We start from the raw sequence: 23027 nt of genomic DNA, 5'->3' as shown, positions 1-23027 counted from the left end.
AGGTCATCCGCCGAGCCGAGACCATCAAGCGGGCGAAGGTTGCCTGACTCGGCACTAGAAGACCAGGCTCAGCGCCCAGGCGATGGCGAAACCGACCACCCCGATCAGGGTCTCCATCACCGTCCAGGTGCGCAGGGTCGTCTTCACGTCCATCTCCAGGAACCGGCCGACCAGCCAGAACCCGGAGTCGTTGACGTGCGAGAGCACGGTGGCGCCACAGGCGATCGCGATGACCACCAGCGCGGTGTCCATCCGGGACAGGTCGTTCTCCGCCACCGCCGGGGCGATCAGCGCGGCGGTGGTCAGCAGCGCGACCGTCGCCGAGCCCTGGGCCACCCGCAGGCAGGTCGCGATCACGAAGGCCGCGACGATCACCGGCAGGCCGATCGACTCCAGGCTGTCGGCCAGCGCGGTGCCGATGCCGCTGGACCGCAGCACCCCACCGAACATGCCGCCGGCGCCGGTGATCAGGATGATCGCCGCGACCGGACCGATCGAGGAGTTCAGCAGGTCCTCGGTCTCCGCGCGGGAGAACCGCTCACGGCTGAGCACCGTGGCGGCGACCAGCAGCGTGATCAGCAGCGCCACCGGCGTCTGGCCGAGCAGGGTCACCCAGTCCAGCCACCCGGCGTCCCCGTCGACCGCCCCGGCCGTGGCCAGCGTGTTGAAGCCGGTGTTGAGCAGGATGAGCACCAGCGGCAGGAGCAGCAGGGCCAGCACGGTGGTGAACTTCGGCGGCCCGGTCCGGGTGTCCGTCGACGTCGCCGTGCCGGCGGCCACGGTGGCGCCGCCACCTGTGCCTGCCGGGCCACCCGGGCCACGGCCGTCCGGACCGCCCGCGTCGTCGACGTCGGTGTCGACCCGGGGGTCGTCGGCCTCGGACTTGCGACCGGCGAGGGTGGACGGGATCGGCACCATGACCCGCCCGCCGATCCACCGGCTGAACAGGTAGCAGGAGATGAACCAGGTGGGCAGGCCGATGACCAGGCCGACGACGACCAGGAGCCCGATGTCGGCGCCCAGGATGTCGCCGGCGCCGACCGGCCCCGGGTGCGGTGGCACGAAGGCGTGCATGACCGCGAAGGCGCCCGCCGAGGGCAGCGCGTAGAGCAGCACCGAGCCACCGAACCGACGGGCGACGCTGAAGATGATCGGCAGGAAGACCACGAAGCCGGCGTCGAAGAAGATCGGGAAGCCGAACAGCAGCGACGCGACGCCCAGGGCCAGCGGTGCCCGCTTCTCCCCGAACCGGTTGATCAGCGAGTCCGCCAGCACGGTGGCGCCGCCGGTGACCTCCAGCAGCTTGCCGATCATCGCGCCCAGCCCGACCAGCAGCGCGACCGCGGCCAGGGTCGAGCCGAACCCGGCCAGCATGGTGTCGATGACGTCCCCGATGGCGATCCCGGTCGCCAGCGCGGTCAGCAGGCTGACCAGCACCAGCGCCACGAAGGCGTGGACCTTGAACTTCATGATCAACACGAGCAGCACGGCGACGGCGCCCACGGCGATCAGCAACAGCGGTGTGGTGCCCAGGGCTGGTTCGACTTCTGGCACGGGAGACCTCTTAGAGTCGACGGCGACGTGGTCTCGACCGCGGGCGCGGACGAGGGCACCACTCTGGCAGTCGTGATCACCTGCGCGCGAGAGGTCCCCAGGTGACGATCAGGTCTCGCCCGGAGGTGGCCGCCTCAGTGGCCCGCGAGGTCGCCGATCACCTGGGTCAGCACCTTGGCCGCCCGCTCCACGCCGTCCCGGTCGACGTCCAGGTGGGTGACCAGCCGGACCCGCCGTGCGCTGACCTGGCCGACCAGCACCCCCTGGGCCTTGGCGGCCTCGGCGACGGCCGGGGCCGGCACGTCGTCGACGACGACCATGTTCGTCTCCACCGTCGTGGGGTCGACGCCGAGGCGCTCGGCGAGCAGCCGCGCGTGCTCGTGGTCGGTGGCCAGCCGGTCGAGGTGGTGGTCCAGCGCATGGTGGGCCGCCGCGGCGAGCACGCCGACCTGGCGCATGCCGCCACCGAGCCGCTTGCGCCACAACCGGGCAGCCGCGATCCGCTCCGCGTTCGCGACCAGCACCGAACCGATCGGCGCGCCCAGCCCCTTGGACAGGCACACCGACGCGGTGTCGGCCAGCCGCCCGTAGGTGGCCAGCGGGACCCCGGAGGCCACGGACGCGTTGAACACGCGGGCGCCGTCCAGGTGCACGTTCACCCCGGCGGTGCGGGACCAGGCGAACAGCCGCTCCAGCTCGGTGAGGGGCTGCACCAGCCCGCCACCGCGGTTGTGGGTGTTCTCCACGGCGATCGCCGCGGTCGCGGTGAGGTGCCAGTCGCCATGGGGCCGAACCTGGGCGATCAGCTGGTCGGCCGACAGCCGGCCCCCCTCGGAGACCACCGTGCGGGAGGAGAGCCCGAACAGCGCCGCCGCCGCACCCATCTCGTAGGTGAGCACGTGCGCGTCGGCGTCCCCGAGCACCTCCTGGCCGGGCTCGCAGACCAGCCGCAGTCCGATCTGGTTGCCCATCGTCCCGGAGGGCACGAACAGCGCGGCCTCGTGGCCGAACAGCTCGGCGACCCGCTCCTCCAGCGCGTTGACCGTGGGGTCCTCGCGGTAGACGTCGTCGCCGACCTCCGCCTCGGCCATGGCCCGGCGCATGGCCGGGGTGGGCCGGGTGAGCGTGTCCGAACGCAGGTCGACCGCGTCGCCGCGGGTGGCCGGGCCGTCGGTGTCGATGCCGTACATCAGCCGCGCAGCATCTCGGTGACGAGGAAGGCCAGTTCCAGCGACTGGCCGGTGTTCAGCCGCGGGTCGCACGCCGTCTCGTACCGGCTGTTCAGGTCGGCGTCGCTGATCTCCATGGCCCCGCCCAGGCACTCGGTGACGTCCTCACCGGTGAGCTCGACGTGGATGCCGCCGGGCCAGGTGCCCAGCCCGCGGTGCACGTCGAAGAAGCCGAGCACCTCGTCGACCACCCGGTCGAAGTGCCGGGTCTTGTAGCCGCTGGGCGACTCGTGGGTGTTGCCGTGCATCGGGTCGCACTGCCACACCACCTGGTGGCCGCTGGCGGTGACCTTCTCCACGATGCCGGGCAGGACGTCGCGGATCTTGCCGTTGCCCATCCGGCTGATCAGCGTGAGCCGGCCGGGGACGCCGTCGGGGTCCAGCCGCTCGACCAGCTCGGTCGCCTGCTCCGGCGTGGTGCCCGGACCGATCTTCACGCCGATCGGGTTGGCCAGCCTGGAGACGAACTCGATGTGCGCACCGTCCATCTGCCGGGTGCGCTCCCCCACCCAGACGAAGTGCGCGCTCAGCGCGTACGGACGGCCCTCGTACATCCGGGTCAGCGCGCGCTCGTAGTCCAGGATCAGCGCCTCGTGGCTGCTGTAGAGCTCCACCCCGCGCAGCGCCGCGTCGTCGATGCCGCAGGCCTTCATGAACGCCAGCGCCCGGTCGATCTCCTGGGCGATGACCTCGTAGCGCACCCCGGCCGGCGAGCTGGCGACGAAGTCCTTGTTCCAGTCGTGCACGGCGTGCAGGTCGGCCAGCCCGCCGCGGGCGTAGGCGCGGATCATGTTCATCGCCGCCGCCGAGTTCGCGTAGGCGCGCACCAGCCGGCCCGGGTCGGGGATCCGCTCCGCCAGCACCGGGTTCAGCGAGTTGACCATGTCGCCGCGGTAGGACGGCAGCCCGAGGGCGTCGGTGTTCGACGAACGGGGCTTGGCGTACTGCCCGGCCACCCGGCCGACCTTCACCACCGGCACGCTCGCCCCGTAGGTGAGGACGACGGCCATCTGCAGCAGCGTGCGGGTGGTCGCCTGCAGGTGCGGCTCGGTGTTCAGGTCGAAGGTCTCGGCACAGTCGCCGCCTTGGAGCAGGAACGCCTTGCCCTGGGCGACGTCGGCCAGCTGCTGGCGCAGGGTGTCGACCTCGGCCGGCGCCACGATGGGCGGCACGCTCGACAGGGTCGACAGCACGGCGTCGACGGCGGCCCGGTCGGGCCACTCCGGCTGCTGGGCGGCGGGCAGTCCCCGCCACCGGTCCAGGTCCGGCAGGAGCTCGGCGGGTTCAGGGAGGCTCACCCCCTGAGCGTACGGCGCGCCGCACCCCCTCCGAGAACTCCTGTCCGGCTGGTGGGACGCACCCGGACGCCGGCCGGTACCGAAGATCCACTCGACTGCCGATGACCCCGTTCGAGGCGGGGATCTCTCCCGCCCGGGGAAGCGGGCCAGGGAGCACACGTGCGCAGGGGCATCAGGACGAAGGTGGTGGCACTGGCTGTGGCCAGCGTCACCGTGACCGCGGCGGCCATGCTGGCGGTGAGTGCCTGGCAGAGCGGCGAGTTCGCCGACGCCGCCAAGGCCGACGTCCAGGAGATGGTCCAGCACAGCATCGAGCAGACCGCGGACGGCGTGTACGACGTCGTCTCCAGCCAGGGCGACTCGATCGCCGCGGCCGTCGACAACGACCTGGAGGTGGCCGGCTACGTGCTGCAGCAGGCCGGCGGCTTCGGGCTCGGTTCGGCCACCCGCAACACCGTCGCCTGGGATGCGAAGAACCAGGTGACCGGCGAGGTCGTCCCCGTCGCGCTTCCCCGCGTCGAGGTCGGCGGGACGTGGCTGGGCAAGAACGCCGACGTCGCGGCGCCCACCCCGGTCGTGGACCAGGTGCAGGAGCTGGTCGGCGGCACCGCGACGGTCTTCCAGCGGATGAACCCCGCGGGGGACATGCTCCGCGTCGCGACGAACGTGGTCAGCGCCACCGGCTCCCGGGCGATCGGCACCTACATCCCCGCGGTCGGCGCGGGTGGCGCGCCCAGCCCCGTCGTCTCCGCCGTGCTGAACGGCCAGACCTACCGCGGGACGGCGTTCGTCGTCGACTCCTGGTACGTCACCGCCTACGAGCCGCTGTTCGACGCGGACGGACAGGTCATCGGCATGCTCTACGTGGGTGTGAAGCAGGAGAACCTGCCCGCGCTGCGGGAGAGCCTGCAGACCACCGCTGCCGGCGCGAACGGCACGGTCTGGGCCCTCGGTGGCACCGGCGACCGGGCCGGCACGGTGCTGATCAGCAAGGACGGGCAGGCCGAGGGCACCTCCCTGCTGGAGGCGCAGGACGCCGACGGCAAGCCCTGGATCCAGGAGGTGGTGGCGGCCGCCGTCGGGCTGGAGCCGGGTGAGCAGGCGACCGTCCGCTACCGCGACGCCGCGACCGGCACGCACACGGTGCAGGTCAGCTACTACGCGCCCTGGGACTGGGTGCTGGTGGTCGACGCGCAGGACAGCGACTTCGCGGCCGCCGTCGAGGGCTTGGAGGACGGCCGCTCGTCCATGCTCAGTGCGCTGGTCGTCTCCGCGCTGCTGGTCGGGCTCGCCGGTCTGGCGCTCGCCTGGTGGCTGGGGCGGCGGCTGACCGCACCGCTGGAGGCGCTGCGGCAGCGGATGGCCGAGATCGCCGACGGCGAGGGCGACCTGACCCAGCGGGTCGACGACTCCGCACAGGACGAGGTGGGCGAGCTCGCCGGCGCCTTCAACCGGTTCGTCGACAAGGTGGCCGGCACGATCCGCGACATCGGCTCCGCCGCCGGTTCGCTCGCGGTCTCGGCCTCCGGCGTCGCCCGGGTGGCCGACGGGCTGAGCGAGCGGGCCGCCCGCAGCCGGGACCAGGCACGGCACGCCCACCAGGCGGCCGCCGACATCAGCTCCGGGGTCACCTCCGCAGCGGCCGGCGCCGAGCAGATGGGGTCGGCGATCCGGGAGATCGCCCGCAGCGCCAGCGACGCCAGCAACGTCGGGCAGGGTGCGGTCGAGCTGGCCGCCAGCACCGAGACGGCGATCGCGGCCCTGGGCACCAGCTCGCGCGAGATCAGCGACGTGGTCAAGGTCATCTCGGCGGTCGCCGAGCAGACCAACCTGCTGGCGCTCAACGCCACGATCGAGGCGGCCCGCGCGGGTGAGGCCGGCAAGGGCTTCGCCGTCGTCGCCACCGAGGTCAAGGAGCTGGCCCAGGAGTCCTCGCGGGCCAGCGAGGAGATCCACAAGCGGGTGCAGTCGATCCAGGCCGACACCACCGCCGCGGTCGGCTCGATCAGTCAGATCGTCGCGGTCATCCGGGAGATGAACGACCACCAGACCACCATCGCCAGCGCGGTGGAGGAGCAGACGGCGGTCACCAACGAGCTGTCCCGCAGCGTCAACTCGGTGGCCGACGGGGCCACGTCGGTGACCGACACGATGAACGACGTGACCACCGACGCCGACCGCACCGCGGCCGACGTCGACTCCGCCCGGAGCGCGGCCCGGGAGCTCGACCAGCTCTCCGGGGAGCTGAACCGGTTGATCAACGTCTTCACGGTCTGAGCAGGAGGGCTGCCGGCAGCGACCTGCTGCCGGCGGCCCTCAGCCGGCCGGGCCCCGCTGCCGGCGCACGTCCGTCCCGGGGTCGGCCGGTCCGCCGTCCTCCAGCCACCGGGCCATGGCCTCCGGGTCCCGGCGGACCAGCTCGTCGAGGATGAGCCCACGGACCCGCACCAGCGCTGCCCGCTCCTGCGGGTCGGTCGCCACCTGCAGCGGTGTCCCGGTGGCCCGCCACTCGCGGATCAGCGCCTCGGTGGACAGCACGCTGACGAAGTCACGCAACGCCGCCACCCGCCGCGGGTCCGACAGCGGGAGCGGTGCCGAGTCGCACTCGGCGATCCAGGACCCGACCACGGTCGCCGCCAGCAGGATCATGCCGATCACCAGCCAGGCGCCGGACGGCCCCAGGAGGCCGACACCGCTGGCGAACGGCACGGTCAGCGCCGCACCGGCGAAGGCCCCCAGCACGACCCGCCGCGCGCGCGGCTGCGCCGGGAACCCGGGGTCGACCAGCCCGGCGACGACGGCGGCGAAGGCGCCGACCAGCGGCGCCAGCAGCAGCATCCGCGGCACCGGGGTCACCAGCGCCCCGGGCAGCGCGATCCCCACGTACAGGACGACGAGCAGCAGTCGCAACGCCCGGACGCCCCCGGTCGAGCTGGCGCCGTTGCCTCCGGTGGACGTGGACACGGCCGCCTCCTCGGGCCACGGGCGAGGCCGACCATGGACACTCGCCGTCCGCCGACGGTGGCCCGTCCTCCGGGCGGCCGCACCGCCATGACCGGGCACCGTCCGCCGCCGCCGGTTGCCGGGTCCCGGCAACCGGCGGGGCCTCAGTCGACGACCAGCCGGCGGCGGGGCCAGCCGAGCATCCGGGCCCCGGTCACGGCGACCAGCAGCGGCAGGTGGTCGGCCGGGTCGGTGGCGTCGTGTCCGGTGAGGGCGTGAACGCGCTCGATCCGGTAGCTGACCGCCCGCACGCTCAGGTGGAGGGCGCGGGCGGTCGCCGCGGCGTTCCCGCCGGTGGCGAAGTAGGCGGCCAGCGTGCACACCAGTGGCTCGGCCCCGCCCCGGGCGTCCACCAGCGGGCCGAGCACGGTCTGCACCAGGTCGGCCATCGCCGTCTCGTCGCGCAGCAGCACCCGGTAGACCAGCAGGTCACGCGCGTGGACGACGGGCTGCGGCAGCTCCAGCCGGGCCGCCAGGTCCAGGGCGTCGATGGCCTCCCGGTAGGAGCGCAGCACCCCGCGCGGCCCGGCGTGCGGGCGCCCGACCCCCACCCGCCACGACGAGCGGTGGGTCAGCCGGGCAACGGCCCGGCCCACCACCTCGGCCAGCTCCTGCGGGCCGATCCCGCCACCGCCGCGGCCGTCGGCGGCGGGCGAGGAGAGCATGCACAGCAGCCGCCCGTCCTTGGCGGCGACCAGGAGGCCCTGGCCGTCCGTGCGGGCGCGGACCGCCGCCTCGACCGCACCGGCCACGTGCATGCCCGAGTCGATCGGCCGGTCGGTCCCGGCCACGGTGACCACGTGCGTCGCGGTGAGCGACAGGCCGAACGGCTCGGCCCGCTCGACCAGGGACCCGACGTCGGACCGGCCGCTGAACAGGTCGTCGACGAACTCCCGCCGGTAGGCCTCCTCCCGGCGCACCACCTCGTGCTGGGCGTCCAGGTGGCCGGTGGCCAGGGCGGCCAGCGCGGTGTCCGCGGCCCGCCAGACGACCTCGCCGATGCCCACCAGCTCCGCGGGCCGGACCGGCCGGGACCGCACCCGGCCCAGCAGGTCGGGCAGTTCTGGCCACAGTCGCCGGGACGCCGTCATGTAGAGGTCGACCAGCGCCGGCAACGACACCCCGGCCCGCGCGGCCTCCCCACCCAGCCGACGGCAGGACTCCTCCTCGGCGACGCCGAGCCGGCGCCCGGTGCGCGCCACGGCCAGCACCGCCGGCAGGTAGCCGTCCAGCAGCCCCACCGGCGCACCCTGCTCACCGGCCGCCGCCCGCGCGATCCGGGCCAGCGCCTCCTCCGGCGTCGCAGCTGCGTCCACCGGGCCAGTGTCGTGCCCCGCGCAGGTCAGCGGGGCGCCGGACGACCTCCGGCCGCCTGGATCGCCTGCCAGCGGGTCAGGTTGTAGCGCGCGTCGACCAGCGCGTCGTGCGTCCCCGCCGGCTTGGGCGGCAGTTCGGGCCGGCCGGCGTCGTCCCAGCGCTGGCGCAGCTCACGGGTGAAGCGCGGGATCGGCCGCGGCAGCGCCGGCATCGCACCCCACAGCTGGGCCAGGGCCACGTGGTCGTAGGCGGCGAACCAGGCCCACAGCTCGATCTCCTCGCCGGGTGCGGTGAGGAAGGACAGCAGGTCCGCCCGGATCCGCTCCCGGCTGCGCCAGGCCTTGTCCGCCGGGGAGGGCAGCTGGTCCAGGACGTTGCGGCGCACCCACGGGATCGCCCTGTCCGGGTCGAACTCGGTGCTGACGGCGTAGAACTCCCGGCCGGTCTCGTCGACCACGCCGATCGACACCAGGTCGATCGTGGTGCCGTCCTCGATGAACTCGGTGTCGTAGAAGTACCGCCGCACGCTCACCGGCACACCGTAGGCGTCGGCCCCTCGACGTCGGCTCAGACCGGGGTGACCGGGGCCGCTGCGTCGTCCCCGCGCACCGCCGCGGCAGCGCGCTGCCAGCGGCGGTCCAGCCAGGTCATGACCGGCGTCGCGGCCATCCCGTGCACGACCACCGAGACCAGGACGACGAGGACGGTCACCCGCCACAGCTGCTCGGCGCCGGCGAACTCGGCCTGGCTCAGGCCGTAGGCGAGGTAGTAGAGCGACCCGATGCCACGGACCCCGAAGAAGGAGATGGCGCTGCGCTCCCGCAGGCCCGTGCGCCCGCGGAGCAGCCCCACCCAGCCTGCCAGCGGCCGGACCAGCAGCACCAGGACGACGGCCAGGCCCACCTCGGCTCCGCTCAGGTCGGCCAGCGCCCCCCGGGCGACCGCACCGCCCAGCAGGACCAGGACGACGATGGTCAGCAGGCGTTCCAGCTGCTCGACGTAGGTGTGCAGCACCTGGTGGTGGCCGTGCGCCCGCTCTGCGGCCCGGATGGTGCAGGCGCAGACGAACACGGCGACGAAGCCGTAGCCCTCGACGAGCTCGGCGATCCCGTAGGCGAGGAAGACGGTGGCGAGCGCGACGAACCCCTCGGCCCGTTCGACGAGCCGGGCCCGCTCCTGCCCGGCCGAGAAGAACATCGCGCGCAGCACCCAGCCCACCCCGATGCCCACGGCGACACCTGCGGCGATCCGCCAGCCGACGTCGAGCAGGAGCCACTGCCCCAGCCAGTTCGACGGCGCTGCACCCAGGGTGGCCATGGCGACCGCGGCGTAGGTGAAGGGGAAGGCCAGCCCGTCGTTGAGGCCGGCTTCCGATGTCAGCGCGAAGCGCGCCTCGTCCTCGCTCTCCGCCTCACCGGTCGGCTCGTCCACCTGGACCTCCGTGGCCAGCACCGGGTCGGTGGGGGCCAGGGCAGCGGCCAGCAGCACCGCAGCGGCCGCCCCCAGCCCCAGCAACCAGCCACCGAGCAGGGCCGTCGCCACGACGGTCAGCGGCATGGTGATGCCGAGCAGTCGCCAGGTGGTCGACCAGCGCTTCCAGCCCAGCGGTCGGTCCAGTGCCAGCCCGGCGCCCAGCAACGAGACGATCACGCCGGCCTCGGTCAGGTGGACGGCGATGGTCTCGTGCGCCAGCGGGTCAGGGATGGGCAGTCCGTCGACGGTGGCGAAGGCAGCGATGCCGATGGTCACCACCACCATCGGCATCGAGATGGGCAGCCGGCGGAGCAGCCGGGGCAACAGGGCGGTCAGCAGGGCCGCGGCGCCGGCGACGAGGTAGGCCAGACCGGTGGGGTCCATCCCCGATCAGCGGACGCTCGGGCGCCGTCGCGCCGGGGCTTCGTTCCGGGAGGGCATCTGCCGGGAGTGCCCGGGTCGACGTCCGGCCACACCACCGGCGCTGCGGAGCGCTGCCCCACAGGGGGCCCGCGTCTCAGCCGGGCGCCGGGCGGAGACTCAGCCGGCCAGCGAGCTGGGCAACCGGTCGGCGGCCTCGTGCGGCGGGGGCTGCAGCCGGGCCACGGCCTCGGTCGCGGTGACGCCGGTGGTGTCCATCGACTTCTTCACCTTCGCCCCGTAGAGGTCGACGTACTCCTGGCCGGAGAGCTCCATGATCTCGTACATGATCTCGTCGGTGATCGACCGTTCGACGAAGCGGTCGCCGGAGAGCCCGTCGTAGCGGGAGAATTCCAGCGGCTTCCCGAACCGCACCACGACCCGCACCATGTGCTTGCTGAGCCGGCGGCCGAGCGCGCCCGGCAGCGGCACCGTCCGCGGCTCGTAGACCATCGCCACCGGGACGACGGGCGCGCCGGTCTCCAGGGTCATCCGGGCGATGCCGGTCTTCCCGCGGAACAGCCGGCCGTCGGGCGACCGGGTGCCCTCGGGGTAGATGCCCAGCAGCCTGCCCTGGGTGAGGATGCGGATGCCCGTGCGGATCGCGTCCTCGGCCGCGGAGGCGTTGGTGCGGTCGATCGGCACCTGGCCGCTGCCGCCGAAGAAGAGGCGCTGGGCGGCTCCCTTGGGCCCGCTGCCGGTGAAGTACTCCGCCTTGGCCAGGAAGGTGACCCGCCGACGCAGCGACAGCGGCATGAAGATCCAGTCCGCCGCCGACAGGTGGTTGCTGGCGATGATCGCCGCACCGGTCGACGGAACGTGCTCCATGCCCTCGGCGCGGGGCCGGAACACGAGCCTGACGATCGGCCCGAGGGCCACGAACTTGAGGAACCAGTAGAACAACGCGCCTCCCTCAGCGACTGTCAGACTAAGGAGGGGCACAACACCCCGACAATCGCAGCCGACGCCGCACGGCCAGACCGCTCCGGAGGACCGATGCCGCAGGCCGCACCGCAGGCCGGGTCGCTGATGCCCGGCGCCGTCCCGTTCGACCTGCCGGGCGGGTCGGTCGGGGTGCTGCTGTGCCACGGGTTCACCAGCACCCCGCAGAGCCTGCGGGACTGGGGCGAGCACCTGGCCGCCGCCGGCCTCACCGTGCGCTGCCCGCTGCTGCCCGGCCACGGCACCCGCTGGCAGGACGCCAACGTCAGCACCGAGGAGGACTGGTACCGCGAGCTGTCCGCGGCGCTGGACGACCTGCGCGGCCGGTGCAGCTCGGTCGTGGTGGCCGGGCTGTCGATGGGCGGCACCCTGGCACTGCGGCTGGCCCAGCGGCGTCCGGACGACGTCGCCGCCCTGGTGCTGGTCAACCCCTCGCTGCTCACCGAACGACGCGATGCCCGGCTGCTGCCGCTGCTGGCGCGGCTCACCCCGGCCTGGGCGCCGGTCGCCAACGACATCAAGAAGCCGGGGCCGGTGGAGCTGGCCTACCCGCGGCTGCCCACCCGGGCCGCGCTGGCACTCCGCCGGCTGTGGACCGCCGTGCGCGCCGACCTGGGCTCCGTACGAGCCCCGCTGCTGGTGTTCCGCAGCGTCACCGACCACGTCGTGGAGCCTGCCTCGACCCGGGTGCTGCTGGCCGGGGTCGGCAGCACCGACACCACCGAGGTGCTGCTGCACGAGAGCTACCACGTGGCCACCCTGGACAACGACGCACCGATGGTCTTCGCCCGCTCGGTGGAGTGGATCCGGGAGCGCGTCCCCGCGGCCCGGGTGAGCAGCTCGTGACGCTCCCCCGCGGTCCGGGCCGCGGCCGCGGCCGCCGCGACAACGGGCTGGACGCCACCCTGTGGCACCCGTTGCGCGACGTCGACCCGCGGGTGGGCGAGCACCTGCTCGACCTGCTGGCCGCCGCCGGGATCGCCGCCTACCTCGAGCCGGCCACCGACGTGCAGCCCTACACCCGCAGCGTCTCCTTCCCCAGCCCGCCGTCGGACCGGTTGTTCGTCGACCGCGCCCAGCGCGCCGAGGCCGCCGCCGTCGTGGACAAGCACACCGACGAGCCGACCGCTCCGCGGCCCGTGCCGCCGCGGTCGGACCGGGTCACCGACGAGGACGCCGAGTTCGCCCGGATCGTCGCCGCCTTCGAGGCCGAGCACGGCCGCAACGTGGTGGCCGCCGAGCCGCGGGACGACCCGCCCCCGCCGCCGGCCGAGCGGTCGGTGCTGGACGCCTTCGACGACCACTACGAGCCGCCCCCTCCCCCGCCGTTGCCGGTGCTGGCACCGGCCTCCCTCTACGCGCTGCTGCTCATCGGCCTCGGCGCCGTGCTGCTCATCGCCCCGACCCGGGTCGGCCTGTCCATCGACCTCGGGCTGGTGCTCGGGGTGGCCGCGGTGGTGGGCGGCGTCAGCGTGCTGGTGTCCCGGATGCGGGACCGCGACTCGGACGACGGGGACAACGGCGCCGTCGTCTGAGGAGGACCCCGCTGCCCCCACGCCTCGCCGGCTCGGCGCGGGACCCAGCAGCGGGGCCGGGTGACGTACGGGGGGCGGCTAGCCTCCGCAGGATGAGCTCCTCGACGCACTCCGCCGTCGTCACCCTGACCGGTCACCTGATGGACACCGGCATCCTCGCCCGGGTGCTCGACGACGTGCTCGAGTACGGCGGGGACTACCGGATCGACAACCTGGACCTGGGTCGTCAGCACCAGGACGAGTCCCGGGCGCTGGTCGAGGTCAGCGCGAGCGAACCCGAACTGCTGGAGCGCATCCTGATGCGGGTGCAGGTGCACGGGGCCAACGCCGTCGACCCGGGGACGGCGACGACACGGCCCGCACCCTCCGACGGCGTCTTCCCGGAGGACTTCTACTCGACCACCAACCTGGAGACCCTGGTCCGGCTGGACCGGGAGTGGCTGCGGGTGCAGCGCCCGGAGATGGACTGCGGCCTGGTGGTGACCGATGGTCCGGTCGTGCGCACCGTCCCGGTCAGCGACGTGCGGGCCGGGGACGCCGTGGTCTGCGGCGCCCACGGGGTGCGCGTGGAGCTCCCCCCGCAGGCGCCCCGCGGCGACGAGGACGACTTCGGCTTCATGTCCTCCTCCGTCTCCAGCGAGAAGCCCCAGGCCCTGCTGGTGCGCCAGATCGCCGAGCGGATGCGGGAGGTCAAGGCCGCCGGGAAGCGGGTGCTGTGGGTGGGCGGCCCGGCCGTGGTGCACACCGGTGCCGCGCCGGCGATGGTCCGGCTGGTGCAGGCCGGCTACGTCGACGTCCTGTTCGCCGGCAACGCGCTCGCCACCCACGACATCGAGTCCGCGCTGTTCGGCACCTCGCTCGGGGTCGACCTGGCGAAGGGCTCGGGCGTGCCGCACGGGCACGAGCACCACATCCGGGCGATCAACACCATCCGGGCGGCCGGGTCGATCGCCGCGGCGGTGGAGAACGGCGTCCTCACCGGCGGGGTGATGCACGCGCTGGTGCAGGCCGGCAAGCCGTTCGTGCTGGTCGGCTCGGTGCGCGACGACGGTCCGCTGCCCGACGTGATCACCGACGTGATCGACGGTCAGCGGGCGATGCGTGCCGAGCTGCCGGACGTCGGCTTCGCGATCATGGTGGCCACGATGCTGCACTCGATCGCCACCGGGAACATCCTCCCGGCGTCGGTGCCGCTGGTCTGCGTGGACATCAACCCGGCGACGGTGACCAAGCTGGCCGACCGGGGCAGCGCCCAGGCGATGGGCATCGTCACCGACATCGGCCTTTTCCTCGAGCAGCTGGCCCGCGAGCTCGCCCCGGAGTGAGCCGGGGCACCGCGCCGGTCGGCCCCTGCAGCGGCGGCCTCCCTCAGCCGTCGCCGTCGGCCACCGCACGGCGCACCAGGTCGGCGGCGCCGACCAGCCCGGCCTGCGCACCCAGCTCGGCGGCGACCACGCGCGGCCCGGGCCGGAACCCACGACCGGGCAGCGCCCGCTCCAGCCGTTCCCGGGCCGGCGCCAGCACCGTCTCGCCGAGCACGCTCACCCCGCCGCCGATCACCACCACGTCCGGGTCGAGGATCGCCGAGAGGTCGGCGATCCCCTGCCCCAGCCAGGTGCCGACCTCGCACAGCAGCTCGATGGCCAGCGGGTCGCCGTCGGCCGCGGCCCGGGCCACGACCTCCCCGGTGAGCCGCGCGGCGTTGCCGTCCACCCGGTCGAGCAGATCGGCCGCGGCCGCCGGGGAGTGGTCGGCGACCTCGCGGGCGGTGTGGCCCAGCGCGTTCCCGCTGGCGTACTGCTCCCAGCACCCGCGGTTGCCGCAGGCGCACAGCCGGCCGTCGGGCACCACGCGCATGTGCCCCCACTCGCCGGCCACGCCGTGCGAGCCCCGTTGCAGCCGGCCGTCGATGACGATGCCGCCGCCGATCCCGGTGCCCAGGGTGATCATCAGCATCAGGCTGCTGCCGCGGGCCGCGCCATAGCGGTACTCCGCCCAGGCGGCCGCGTCGGCGTCGTTGCCCACCCAGAGCGGACGCTGCAGCCGGCCGGCGAGGTCCTTGCGCAGCGCCTGGTGACGCCAGGCCAGGTGCGGGCTGAACAGCACGGTGTCACCGGTGCGGTCGAACCAGCCGGCCGCGCCGACGCCGACGCCGACCAGCGGGCCGCCGTGCCGCTGGGCGAGCTCGTCGACCACGGCCGAGATGGCGTCCTCGGTGGCGGTGACCGACTTGCCCGGGGTGGCCCGGCGGGCGGTGTCCAGGATGGTGCCGTCGGGGGCGACGACGCCGCCGGCGACCTTGGTGCCGCCGATGTCGATGCCCAGCGCAGGCAACTGGGCGGCCCGGCCGGTCGGGGTCGGGGCGGGGCCCTGCGAGTCGGGGTCGGTCATGCGACGTCGATCCGCTGGACGGGGGCGGGGGCCGGGTGGGTCACGGTCTCCTCGGGAGGGGCAGACGCGTCCGCGGTGCGGACGTCGGGGGCAGGGGCCTCGGGCGCGGCGACGCTGCCGTCCGGGGTCGTGCGGGAAGGGTCGGCCGGATGCGTGCTGTCGGCCGGGGCGCCGGCCTGGGCGCGCAGTGCGGTGGCGGCGCTGGCCAGCACGTCGGCCAGCGCCTCGACCAGGTCCGGACGGCGTCCGCGCAGCGCCGCCAGGCCCACGCACACCGGGCACCAGCGGCAGTCGTCCGCCGGCTGCGGCCGTGTCGCCGCACCGTCGTCCTCGGGCCGTGCGGCGGGGGTGCCCAGCAGCTCACCCAGGACGTCGGTCAGCCGCGTTCCCGCCGTGTGCTCGGCGGCCAGTCCCGCCGCCAGTCGACGGACCTGCTCGACCCAGTCGGGGCCGGGTGCGGTCATGCCCCGCCCCCCTCGGCCGGCGCACCCGCCGTGGCGCCGACGGCCAGCAGCCCGGCCGGCCACTGGTCCGGGTCGGGGACGAAGCGCACCTCCAGCACCGCGCGGGCGGTGCCCGGATCGGTCAGCGCCCCGCCGGAGACCGTGCACCGGCGGAGCAGTGCGTCCAGCGCGAGCGACCGGCGCACCCCGCCCGCGGTGACCACGAGGTCGTCGGCCCAGCGGGTCAGCTCCACCTCGCCGCGGCGGGTGAAGGGCAGCGGCACGTCGAGCAACCACTCGCCGCCCACCCGGCGGGGCACGGCCCGGGTGAGCGGCTGCACCGCGGTCTCGGGGACGGCGGCGCCCAGCGCGAGGAGGTCGGCGACACCGGCGGGCGGGACCGCGGCCTCGGCCACCTCCCGCACCGGCCCCAGCAGCGCGCGCACCGAGTGGACCGCCTGCTCCTGCGCCGCGGCCCGCTGCTGCCACCACTCCCCCGAGCCGCCCGGGAGCAGCCGGGAGACGGTGACCGAGGCGATCCGCTGACCGTGGACGCCCAGTGCCGTGGCCGCGTTCCGCACGTGCTCTGCCGCGGCTGCGTCGGGGCGCAGCACCAGGTGGACAGCGGTGCGGGCGGGGTCGGCCAGCGCCACCGCGTCCAGCAGTTCCTCCGTCGCCGCGGCGCCGGCGAGCAGCCCGGCGGTGACCCCGGCGCGGCCCGGGGTGGCGGCCGCCCGCAGCGTGGCGAGCACCCGGAGCCGGGTCGGCGCGGCCTGCGCCAGCCACCACCGCAGCGCCCCGGGGAGGCCGAGCAGGGCCGTCGCCGTCGCCGTCGGGCCGGGGTCCAGCACGACGACGTCGGTGTCCCTGTCGCGGAGGTGCCCGGCCAGGGCGGCGAGCAGCGCGAACTCGGCGACCCCGGGGAGCGGGACGACCGAGGAGGCCGGCGGCACGGTGAGCAACGGCAGTGCGTCGGCCAGCTGACCGGCGTGCCGGTCCCAGAGCTCCTCCAGCGCGGGCTGGGGGCTGACGACGTCGACGGTCACCCGGTCGGCCAGGTCGGCGATCCCGACGGGCTGGCCGGTGAGCAGCACGCACCGGGAACCGGCCTCGGCCAGCCGGGCGGCGGTGGCCGCGGCGACGGTGGAGCTGCCGGCGCCACCGGGGCCGGTCACGAGGAGGACCTGCACGGCGCGCATCAGCCCTCGACGCGCTTCTTGAGCTCCTTGAGCGCGGTGTCGAGGATGACCTTCTCGGCCTTGCGCTTGATCATCCCGAGCATCGGGATCGAGAGGTCGATCGTGATGGAGTACGTGACGGTGGTGCGGTCCCCGGAATCGGACAGGGAGTAGGACCCGTCCTGCTGCTTCTGCATCTGGCCCTGCACCAGCGTCCAGTCGACCCGGCGGTCGTCGTCCCACGTGTAGTCCAGGACGTAGTCGTCCTGGACCGCACCGGCGTCGAGCACGAAGTGGACCCGGCGGGCGCGCCCGTCCGCTCCGGTTTCGAGCACCTCCACCTGCTTGGCTGCCGACACCCACGACGGGTAGGCCGGGAAGTCGGCGATCACGGTCATGACCTCGGCGGCAGGCGCGTCGATGACGATCGACTGGGTGGACTGGTCAGCCATGGGGCGGAGGGTAGTCGCTGCCCACCCCCGGCCTGGCCTCCTCCCGGGCCTCCTCCCCCGCACGGGCCGCTCGGCTACTGCGCGGTGGCCGCGCGGACTAGATTGGCCCCGGACCCTGGTCCGGAGCGGCGGGGCGACGGAGCCCCCGGCCGGGCAGGACAGAGAGGACGGCGTGCGCGAACTGAGCGTTCCCCCAACCGCCAGCGTGGGGCCCGGAGACGCCCTGACGGACATGGTCGCCACGAACGCGGCCGAGCACCCCGACGAGGTCGGGCTGCGGCGCCAACAGGCCGGTCAGTGGGTCGACGTCACCTACGCGGAGTTCGCCGCCGAGGTCGCCGGTGTCGCCAAGGGGCTGATCGCCGGTGGCGTGCAGGCCGGCGACCGGGTCGGGCTGATGGCCCGGACCCGCTACGAGTGGACGGTGCTCGACTACGCCATCTGGACCGCCGGCGCCGTCGTCGTCCCGATGTACGAGACCTCCAGCGCCGACCAGGTCGCCTGGATCCTCTCCGACGCCGGCGCGCGGGCGGTCGTGGTGGAGAACGCCGAGCACGCCGCGACCGTGGAGTCCGTGCGCTCCGAGGCCCCCGAGCTGGGCCCGGTGTGGGTGATCGACGACGGCGGGCTGGACACCCTGACCGCCGCCGGCGCCGACGTGCCCGGCAGCGAGCTGACCGCCCGGCGGGCCAGCCTCTCCGCCGACAGCCTGGCCACGCTCATCTACACCAGCGGCACCACCGGCCGGCCCAAGGGCTGCGAGCTGACCCACGCGAACTTCCTGTTCGAGATCCGCAACGGCATGACGTTGCTGAGCCGGTTCATGAACCCCGACGGCTCGCTGCTGCTGTTCATCCCGCTGGCCCACGTGCTGGCCCGCGTCATGCAGGTGGGGGCGCTCAACACCCGCACGGTCATCGGCCACACCCCCGACATCAAGGACCTGGTGGGAGACCTGGGCCGGTTCCAGCCCACCTTCGTGCTGGCCGTGCCCCGGGTCTTCGAGAAGGTGTTCAACGGCGCCAAGGCCAAGGCGGAGGCCGACGGCAAGGGCAAGATCTTCGGCCGGGCTGCCGAGGTGGCCGTCGACTGGTCGCGCGCGCAGGACACCGGCGGCCCCGGGCTGGCGCTGCGGGTGCAGCACGCCCTGTTCGACAAGCTGGTCTACGGCAAGCTGCGCGCCGCCCTCGGCGGGCGTTGTGCCGGCGCCATCTCCGGCGGCGCCCCCCTGGGCGAGCGGCTCGGCCACTTCTTCCGGGGCATCGGCGTGACGATCTTCGAGGGCTACGGCCTGACCGAGACCACGGCTGCCGCCGCCGTCAACCACGACGCGGCGCTGCGCATCGGCACCGTCGGGCGCCCGCTGCCCGGCGTCGATGCGGCGATCGCCGACGACGGCGAGGTGCTGCTGCGCGGCGGGATCGTCATGCGCGGGTACTGGAAGAACGAGCAGGCCACCACGGAGGCCATCGACGCCGACGGCTGGTTCCGCACCGGCGACATCGGTGAGCTCGACGCCCAGGGCTTCCTGCGCATCACCGGGCGGAAGAAGGAGATCCTGGTGACCGCGGGCGGCAAGAACGTGGCCCCCGCCGTGCTCGAGGACCGGCTGCGGGCGCACAAGCTGGTCAGCCAGTGCCTCGTGGTGGGCGACCAGCGGCCCTTCATCGCCGCGTTGGTCACCCTGGACGTCGAGGCGCTCCCGACGTGGTTGAAGGCCCAGGGCAAGGACACCTCGCTCACCCCCGAGCAGCTGCGCGACGACCCGGAGCTGCTGGCCGAGCTGGACACCGCGGTCGCCGAGGCGAACAAGGCCGTCTCGCAGGCCGAGGCGATCAAGAAGTTCCGGGTGCTGAGCGACGACTTCACCGAGGACAACGGCACCCTCACCCCGAGCCTGAAGCTCAAGCGGGCCGTGGTGATGAAGCAGTTCGGCACCGAGGTCGAGGCGCTCTACACGCGGTAGCGCCTGACGGTCGAGCGCGGTAGCGCCTGACGGTCGAGCTGCTCGGCCCCGCGCTCAGCGCGCGGGGTCGAGCAGGTCGGCGAAGGTCGACGCGATCGTCGTCCAGGACCACCGCTGCTCGACCCACGCCCGGCCGGCCTCGCCCATCGCCCGGGCGTGCGCCGGGTCGTCCAGCAGGTCGGCCAGCACGCCCGCGACCGCGGCGGGCGACCGCGGGTCCACCACGTGCCCCGTCACCCCTTCCCGGACGGTCTCCGGCGCCCCGCCCGAGGTGCCGGCGACGACCGGTCGGCCACAGGCGGCCGCCTCCAGGAACACCATGCCCAGCCCCTCGACGTCCAGCCCACCGCGTCGGGTGCGACAGGGCATGGCGAACACGTCCCCGGCTGCGTAGTACGCCGGCAGGTCCGCCGGTGGCACTCCCCCGGTCAGGACGACGGAACCGGTCAGCCCCCGGTCGGAGACGGCGCGCCGCAGCGCCTGCTCCAGCGGACCGCCGCCCACCAGCAGCAGCTTGGCGCGCGGGTGCCGGGCGAGCACCTGCGCCCAGCCCTCGACGAGCAGGTCCTGCCCCTTGCGCGGTACGAGCCGGGACACGCAGACCACCACCGGGTCGTCCCCGAGCCCGTACCGCTCCCGGACGGGCGCCCCGTCGGCGTCCGGGGTGAACCGGTCGACGTCGACCCCGGGCGAGAGCTGGGCCAGGTCCGTGCGCACCCCGAGGGCCGGGGCCAGCCGCCCGTGCGTGTACTCGCTGATGTAGGTCACCACGTCCAGCCCGCCGGCGATGCGCTGCAGGAGCTGCCTGGCCGCCGGCAGGGCCACCCAGCCGGTCTCGTGGCCGTGCGTGGCCCCCACCAGGCGCTCGACCCCGGCCCGGCGCAGCGCCGGCGCCAGCAGTCCCAGCGGTGCCGCCGCGCCGAAGAACGCCGTCCGGCAGCCGTGCTCGCGGACCAGCCGGGCAGCGGTCCGGGCGACGCGCGGCGTCGGCAGCAGCATGCCGGTGGGAGCACGCACCACCGGATAGGGCAGGGCGGCGTCGTACGCGGCGGAGCCGGGGTGGTCCGAGGCCAGCACGACCAGCGAGTCGGGCGGCCGGGTGGCCAGCAGGGCGGCGACGAAGGTCTGGATGCCGCCCTGCCGGGGCGGGAAGTCGTTGGTGACGACCAGGGTGCGGTCCCCGCTCACCGGTCGCGCACCGCCACCCAGTCGGCGGCGAAGGCGATCCGCTGCGGCACCGTGGGGTGCGAGCCGAAGGCCCACTGCCAGATCGCGGGCGGATCGGGGTCGTTGAGGTTGGCGCCCCCCAGTGCCTGCTGCACCGCCACGAAGGAGTTCGGGTCCTGGGTCAGGTCGAGCGCGTGCAGGTCCGCCCGTGCCTCGATGTGCCGGGAGACCAGGTTCTGCACCGGCGTCGACGCCAGGGTGCCGAGGGAGAGCAGCAGGAGCAGCAGGCCGACCACCGCCCCGTCCCCTGGCCCCGCCGCGCCGGCCCGGCGGAGCAGCGGAGGCGAGCCGAGCAGCCAGCCCAGCAGCGCGACGCCCGCCCCGGCGCCCAGCGCCCCGATCAGCGTGCCGGTGAGGACGTCGTCGTTCGCCACGTGCCCGAGCTCGTGGGCGGTGATCGAGACGATCTCCTCGTCGGGCCGCTGGTCCAGCAGGGTGTCGTAGACGACGATCCGCCGGGTGGAGCCGAAGCCGGAGACGTAGGCGTTCAACGCAGTGGTGCGCCGGCTGGCGTCGGCGACCAGCACGTCGTCGACCGGGGTGCCACTGCGATCGGCGAGCTCGATCAGCTCCGTGCGCAGCGGACCGGCGGGCATGGACTCGAAGCGGTTGAACGCGGGCTCGATCACCAGGGGGTAGAGGAACGACCCGATGACGACCAGGGCCGCGGCCGCCGTGCCCGCCCACGCCCACCAGGTGCGCGGGGCCCGCCGGGCGAGCGCGACCAGGGCCAGCAGCCCCAGCGCGGTCAACCCGGCGGAGATCCCGTACGAGGTGGCGACGTCGCGCGCCCACAGGTCCCAGCCGCGCGTGGACAGGCCGTAGCGACGCCGCACCACCTCGCCGTAGGCCGACAGCGGCAGGGTCACCAACCGGCCGACGAGCAGGATCGCGAGCGAGCCGAGCAGCACCTGCCAGGCCCAGCCACCGCCCAGCGGCCGGGCGACGGCCCGCGCCGTCGCCGCCCCGGCCCGGGTGAGCCCGAAGACCGCCGAGACGAGCAGGCTCAGCACCAGCGAGGTCAGCGAGGCCGGGCGCAGTGCTGCGGTGAATGCCTCCGCCCGGGCCACCTGCTCCGGGCCGAACGCGGCGCCCGGATCGACCGGGGTGCGGCCGCCAGGCGGCACGGGCAGCACGTCCCACGGCGTGGCCACGGCGATCACGGCGACCAGCGCGGCACCGAGCACCGCCGCCACCAGCAGCGCCACGCGCCGGGACCCGGCGGCTCCTCCTCGGCTCATCCGTGGGCTCGCGGACCGGACGGGAGGGGCACGGCGCCGAGCTTAGGCAGGCTGCCTGTGACCCGGCTGGACGGCCGGACCGGACGGCTCAGCCGAGGAAGCGGCGCGCCCCGGCGTAGCCGGCCATGTCGACGCTGGTGACCTGCACCGGGACGCCGAACGTGGCCGCGTGCACCATCTGGCCACCGCCGATGTACATGCCCACGTGGCTCACCGGGCTGCGGAAGAAGACCAGGTCGCCGGGCTGCAGCTCGCTCCGTGAGACCGCCGTCCCCATCGTGGACTGGAGGCGGCTGGAGTGCGGCAGGGTCACCCCCGCCGCCGCATAGGCGTACTGCGTCAGGCCCGAGCAGTCGAAGGCGTCCGGGCCGCCGGCGGCCCACACGTACGGATCACCGAGCTGGGCCATGGCGGTGTCCACGGCGACCTGCGCCGAGGAACTGGTGGCCACCACCTCGACCGGCGCCTCGAGCACCGGCCCGGCGTGCTCCTCGACCACCTCCTCCTGCTGGACGACGGTCAGGGCGTCGTACTGAGCCTGGTAGTCGTCGACCCGGGAGGTGAGGTCGCGCTGCCGCGTCGCGACGTCCTGCAGCGTCTCGGCCGCGGCCGCGGCCGCCGCCTCCGCCTCCGCCTGTGCCTGCGCAGCAGCAGTCGCCGCCGCGCTCACCTGGGCGAGGACGTCGTTCGTGTGCCCGGCGATGCTGTCCAGGGTGGTCACCTGGGAGACGAACTCGTCCGGCGACCCACTGGTCATCAGGGCGTTGAAGCGGGACAGGTTCTCGCCGGTGAAGGCACTGCGGGCGACCCGGCGCACCTGCTCGTCCAGGGCGGCCAGGGCGGCCTGCGCCTCGGCGACCGTCTGTGCCGCGGCGGCTGCGGCTGCGTGCTGCTGTTGGAGCGTCTCCTGCGCCTCGTTGAACTGCTCGGTGACGACCTCCAGCTCGTGGGTCGCGTCGGCCGCCAGCTGGGTGGCCTGCTCCGGGCTGGTCGCCTCGGTGGCCTGGTCGCCCGGAGCCGCGGCGGCATCGCCCGGCAGGACCGCCAGCGTCAGGCTCGCGGCGACGACTGCCACGATCCCGACGCCCAACCGACCGGCGATACGGCCGGGGCGCGCGTGCACCGGGGTGTCGGCGGCGGGGGTCGACCATGCTGGCAGGGCGCGGGACTGAGGGCTCGCCACGGGCGGCGGACTCCACTTCTCTCACTCGGACCGCGGCGCACCACCCGTGGAACGGGTCGGTGATCCGGCGGTGCCCGAGCGAGGTCACCCTCTGTGGCGACTTCGTCTCGTTCGGACACGACAAACGTATGTCCGTGACCGGATCGAGACCTAGCCCCGTCAAACCTCGAAATGA

At 74.3% G+C, this 23027-nt stretch carries 20 protein-coding genes; 5 read left to right on the top strand and 15 right to left on the bottom strand.

Features of this window, described 5'->3' with window-relative positions; genetic code table 11:
* Nucleotides 1-54: 54 nt before the first annotated feature.
* The 3 genes from IN07_RS07900 to IN07_RS07890 form a co-directional block, all read right to left on the bottom strand.
* A complete protein-coding gene (locus IN07_RS07900; RefSeq protein WP_036334891.1) occupies nucleotides 55-1554 on the bottom strand; it encodes a GntP family permease in 1500 nt (499 codons plus the stop codon).
* Nucleotides 1555-1688: 134 nt separating this feature from the next.
* Nucleotides 1689-2744, bottom strand: coding sequence for a threonine aldolase family protein (locus tag IN07_RS07895; protein WP_052091019.1), 1056 nt, complete (start codon nucleotides 2742-2744; stop codon nucleotides 1689-1691).
* On the bottom strand, nucleotides 2744-4081 hold the full coding sequence (locus IN07_RS07890; RefSeq protein WP_036334890.1) for a class II 3-deoxy-7-phosphoheptulonate synthase: 1338 nt from the start codon (nucleotides 4079-4081) through the stop codon (nucleotides 2744-2746). Before IN07_RS07890 ends, IN07_RS07895 begins: the two co-directional genes overlap by 1 nt.
* Nucleotides 4082-4267: 186 nt before the next feature.
* Here IN07_RS07890 and IN07_RS07885 point away from each other — a divergent pair, with 186 nt between their 5' ends.
* Entirely contained in the window at nucleotides 4268-6358 is a 2091-nt protein-coding gene (locus IN07_RS07885; RefSeq protein ID WP_231558051.1) for a methyl-accepting chemotaxis protein, read from the top strand.
* 39 nt (nucleotides 6359-6397) lie between these two features.
* Here IN07_RS07885 and IN07_RS07880 read toward each other — a convergent pair whose 3' ends face one another.
* The 5 genes from IN07_RS07880 to IN07_RS07860 all read right to left on the bottom strand — a co-directional run bounded on the left by IN07_RS07880 (nucleotide 6398) and on the right by IN07_RS07860 (nucleotide 11197).
* Nucleotides 6398-7045 carry a hypothetical protein gene (locus tag IN07_RS07880; RefSeq protein WP_036334886.1) on the bottom strand — a complete coding sequence of 216 codons (648 nt, stop codon included), beginning with the start codon at nucleotides 7043-7045 and terminating at the stop codon, nucleotides 6398-6400.
* A gap of 143 nt (nucleotides 7046-7188) precedes the next feature.
* On the bottom strand, nucleotides 7189-8400 hold the full coding sequence (locus IN07_RS07875) for a PucR family transcriptional regulator (protein ID WP_036334884.1): 1212 nt from the start codon (nucleotides 8398-8400) through the stop codon (nucleotides 7189-7191).
* A 26-nt stretch (nucleotides 8401-8426) separates the two neighbouring features.
* On the bottom strand, nucleotides 8427-8933 hold the full coding sequence (locus tag IN07_RS07870) for a polyadenylate-specific 3'-exoribonuclease AS (protein WP_231558050.1): 507 nt from the start codon (nucleotides 8931-8933) through the stop codon (nucleotides 8427-8429).
* A gap of 35 nt (nucleotides 8934-8968) precedes the next feature.
* The gene (locus IN07_RS07865) at nucleotides 8969-10258 is read right to left on the bottom strand and encodes a cation:proton antiporter domain-containing protein (protein ID WP_036334882.1); all 1290 of its coding nucleotides are present in this window, start codon (nucleotides 10256-10258) and stop codon (nucleotides 8969-8971) included.
* A 156-nt stretch (nucleotides 10259-10414) separates the two neighbouring features.
* A complete protein-coding gene (locus tag IN07_RS07860; RefSeq protein ID WP_036334881.1) occupies nucleotides 10415-11197 on the bottom strand; it encodes a lysophospholipid acyltransferase family protein in 783 nt (260 codons plus the stop codon).
* 93 nt (nucleotides 11198-11290) lie between these two features.
* On the opposite strand from IN07_RS07860, the gene IN07_RS07855 reads away from it, so the two are divergent.
* The 3 genes from IN07_RS07855 to IN07_RS07845 all read left to right on the top strand — a co-directional run bounded on the left by IN07_RS07855 (nucleotide 11291) and on the right by IN07_RS07845 (nucleotide 14096).
* Nucleotides 11291-12082, top strand: a complete 792-nt coding sequence (locus IN07_RS07855; protein ID WP_036334880.1) for an alpha/beta hydrolase — start codon at nucleotides 11291-11293, stop codon at nucleotides 12080-12082.
* Entirely contained in the window at nucleotides 12079-12771 is a 693-nt protein-coding gene (locus IN07_RS07850) for a hypothetical protein (protein WP_036334878.1), read from the top strand. The genes IN07_RS07855 and IN07_RS07850 overlap by 4 nt, the downstream gene beginning before the upstream one ends.
* Before the next feature lie 92 nt (nucleotides 12772-12863).
* A complete protein-coding gene (locus IN07_RS07845) occupies nucleotides 12864-14096 on the top strand; it encodes an ornithine cyclodeaminase, nickel-pincer nucleotide-dependent (protein WP_036334877.1) in 1233 nt (410 codons plus the stop codon).
* Between the two features lie 43 nt (nucleotides 14097-14139).
* On the opposite strand, the gene IN07_RS07840 is transcribed toward IN07_RS07845, so the two are convergent.
* Genes IN07_RS07840 through IN07_RS07825 form a run of 4 tightly spaced genes read right to left on the bottom strand, consistent with a single transcriptional unit; the run spans nucleotide 14140 to nucleotide 17235 of the window.
* Entirely contained in the window at nucleotides 14140-15162 is a 1023-nt protein-coding gene (locus IN07_RS07840) for an ROK family protein (protein WP_052091018.1), read from the bottom strand.
* Nucleotides 15159-15626: a hypothetical protein gene (locus IN07_RS07835; protein ID WP_156119078.1), complete on the bottom strand. Its 468-nt coding sequence runs from the start codon at nucleotides 15624-15626 to the stop codon at nucleotides 15159-15161. Before IN07_RS07835 ends, IN07_RS07840 begins: the two co-directional genes overlap by 4 nt.
* Complete coding sequence (locus tag IN07_RS07830; protein WP_231558049.1) at nucleotides 15623-16804, bottom strand: ArsA family ATPase; 1182 nt, start codon at nucleotides 16802-16804, stop codon at nucleotides 15623-15625. Before IN07_RS07830 ends, IN07_RS07835 begins: the two co-directional genes overlap by 4 nt.
* A complete protein-coding gene (locus IN07_RS07825) occupies nucleotides 16804-17235 on the bottom strand; it encodes an SRPBCC family protein (RefSeq protein WP_036334875.1) in 432 nt (143 codons plus the stop codon). Before IN07_RS07825 ends, IN07_RS07830 begins: the two co-directional genes overlap by 1 nt.
* Nucleotides 17236-17467: 232 nt before the next feature.
* On the opposite strand from IN07_RS07825, the gene IN07_RS07820 reads away from it, so the two are divergent.
* Entirely contained in the window at nucleotides 17468-19201 is a 1734-nt protein-coding gene (locus tag IN07_RS07820) for an AMP-dependent synthetase/ligase (protein ID WP_156119077.1), read from the top strand.
* 54 nt (nucleotides 19202-19255) lie between these two features.
* On the opposite strand, the gene IN07_RS07815 is transcribed toward IN07_RS07820, so the two are convergent.
* From IN07_RS07815 to IN07_RS07805, 3 genes are all read right to left on the bottom strand, one after another.
* Nucleotides 19256-20389: a glycosyltransferase family 4 protein gene (locus tag IN07_RS07815; RefSeq protein WP_036334871.1), complete on the bottom strand. Its 1134-nt coding sequence runs from the start codon at nucleotides 20387-20389 to the stop codon at nucleotides 19256-19258.
* Nucleotides 20386-21669, bottom strand: a complete 1284-nt coding sequence (locus IN07_RS07810; protein ID WP_036334869.1) for a M48 family metalloprotease — start codon at nucleotides 21667-21669, stop codon at nucleotides 20386-20388. Before IN07_RS07810 ends, IN07_RS07815 begins: the two co-directional genes overlap by 4 nt.
* Nucleotides 21670-21757: 88 nt before the next feature.
* The gene (locus IN07_RS07805; protein WP_231558048.1) at nucleotides 21758-22744 is read right to left on the bottom strand and encodes a C40 family peptidase; all 987 of its coding nucleotides are present in this window, start codon (nucleotides 22742-22744) and stop codon (nucleotides 21758-21760) included.
* Between the last annotated feature and the right edge of the window lie 283 nt (nucleotides 22745-23027).

Source organism: Modestobacter caceresii (assembly GCF_000761485.1).
In the GTDB taxonomy this organism is placed as follows: Bacteria; Actinomycetota; Actinomycetes; order Mycobacteriales; family Geodermatophilaceae; genus Modestobacter; species Modestobacter caceresii.
The sequence above is the reverse complement of the archived record's forward strand: the minus strand, read 5'-3'. Positions and strand labels throughout refer to the sequence as shown.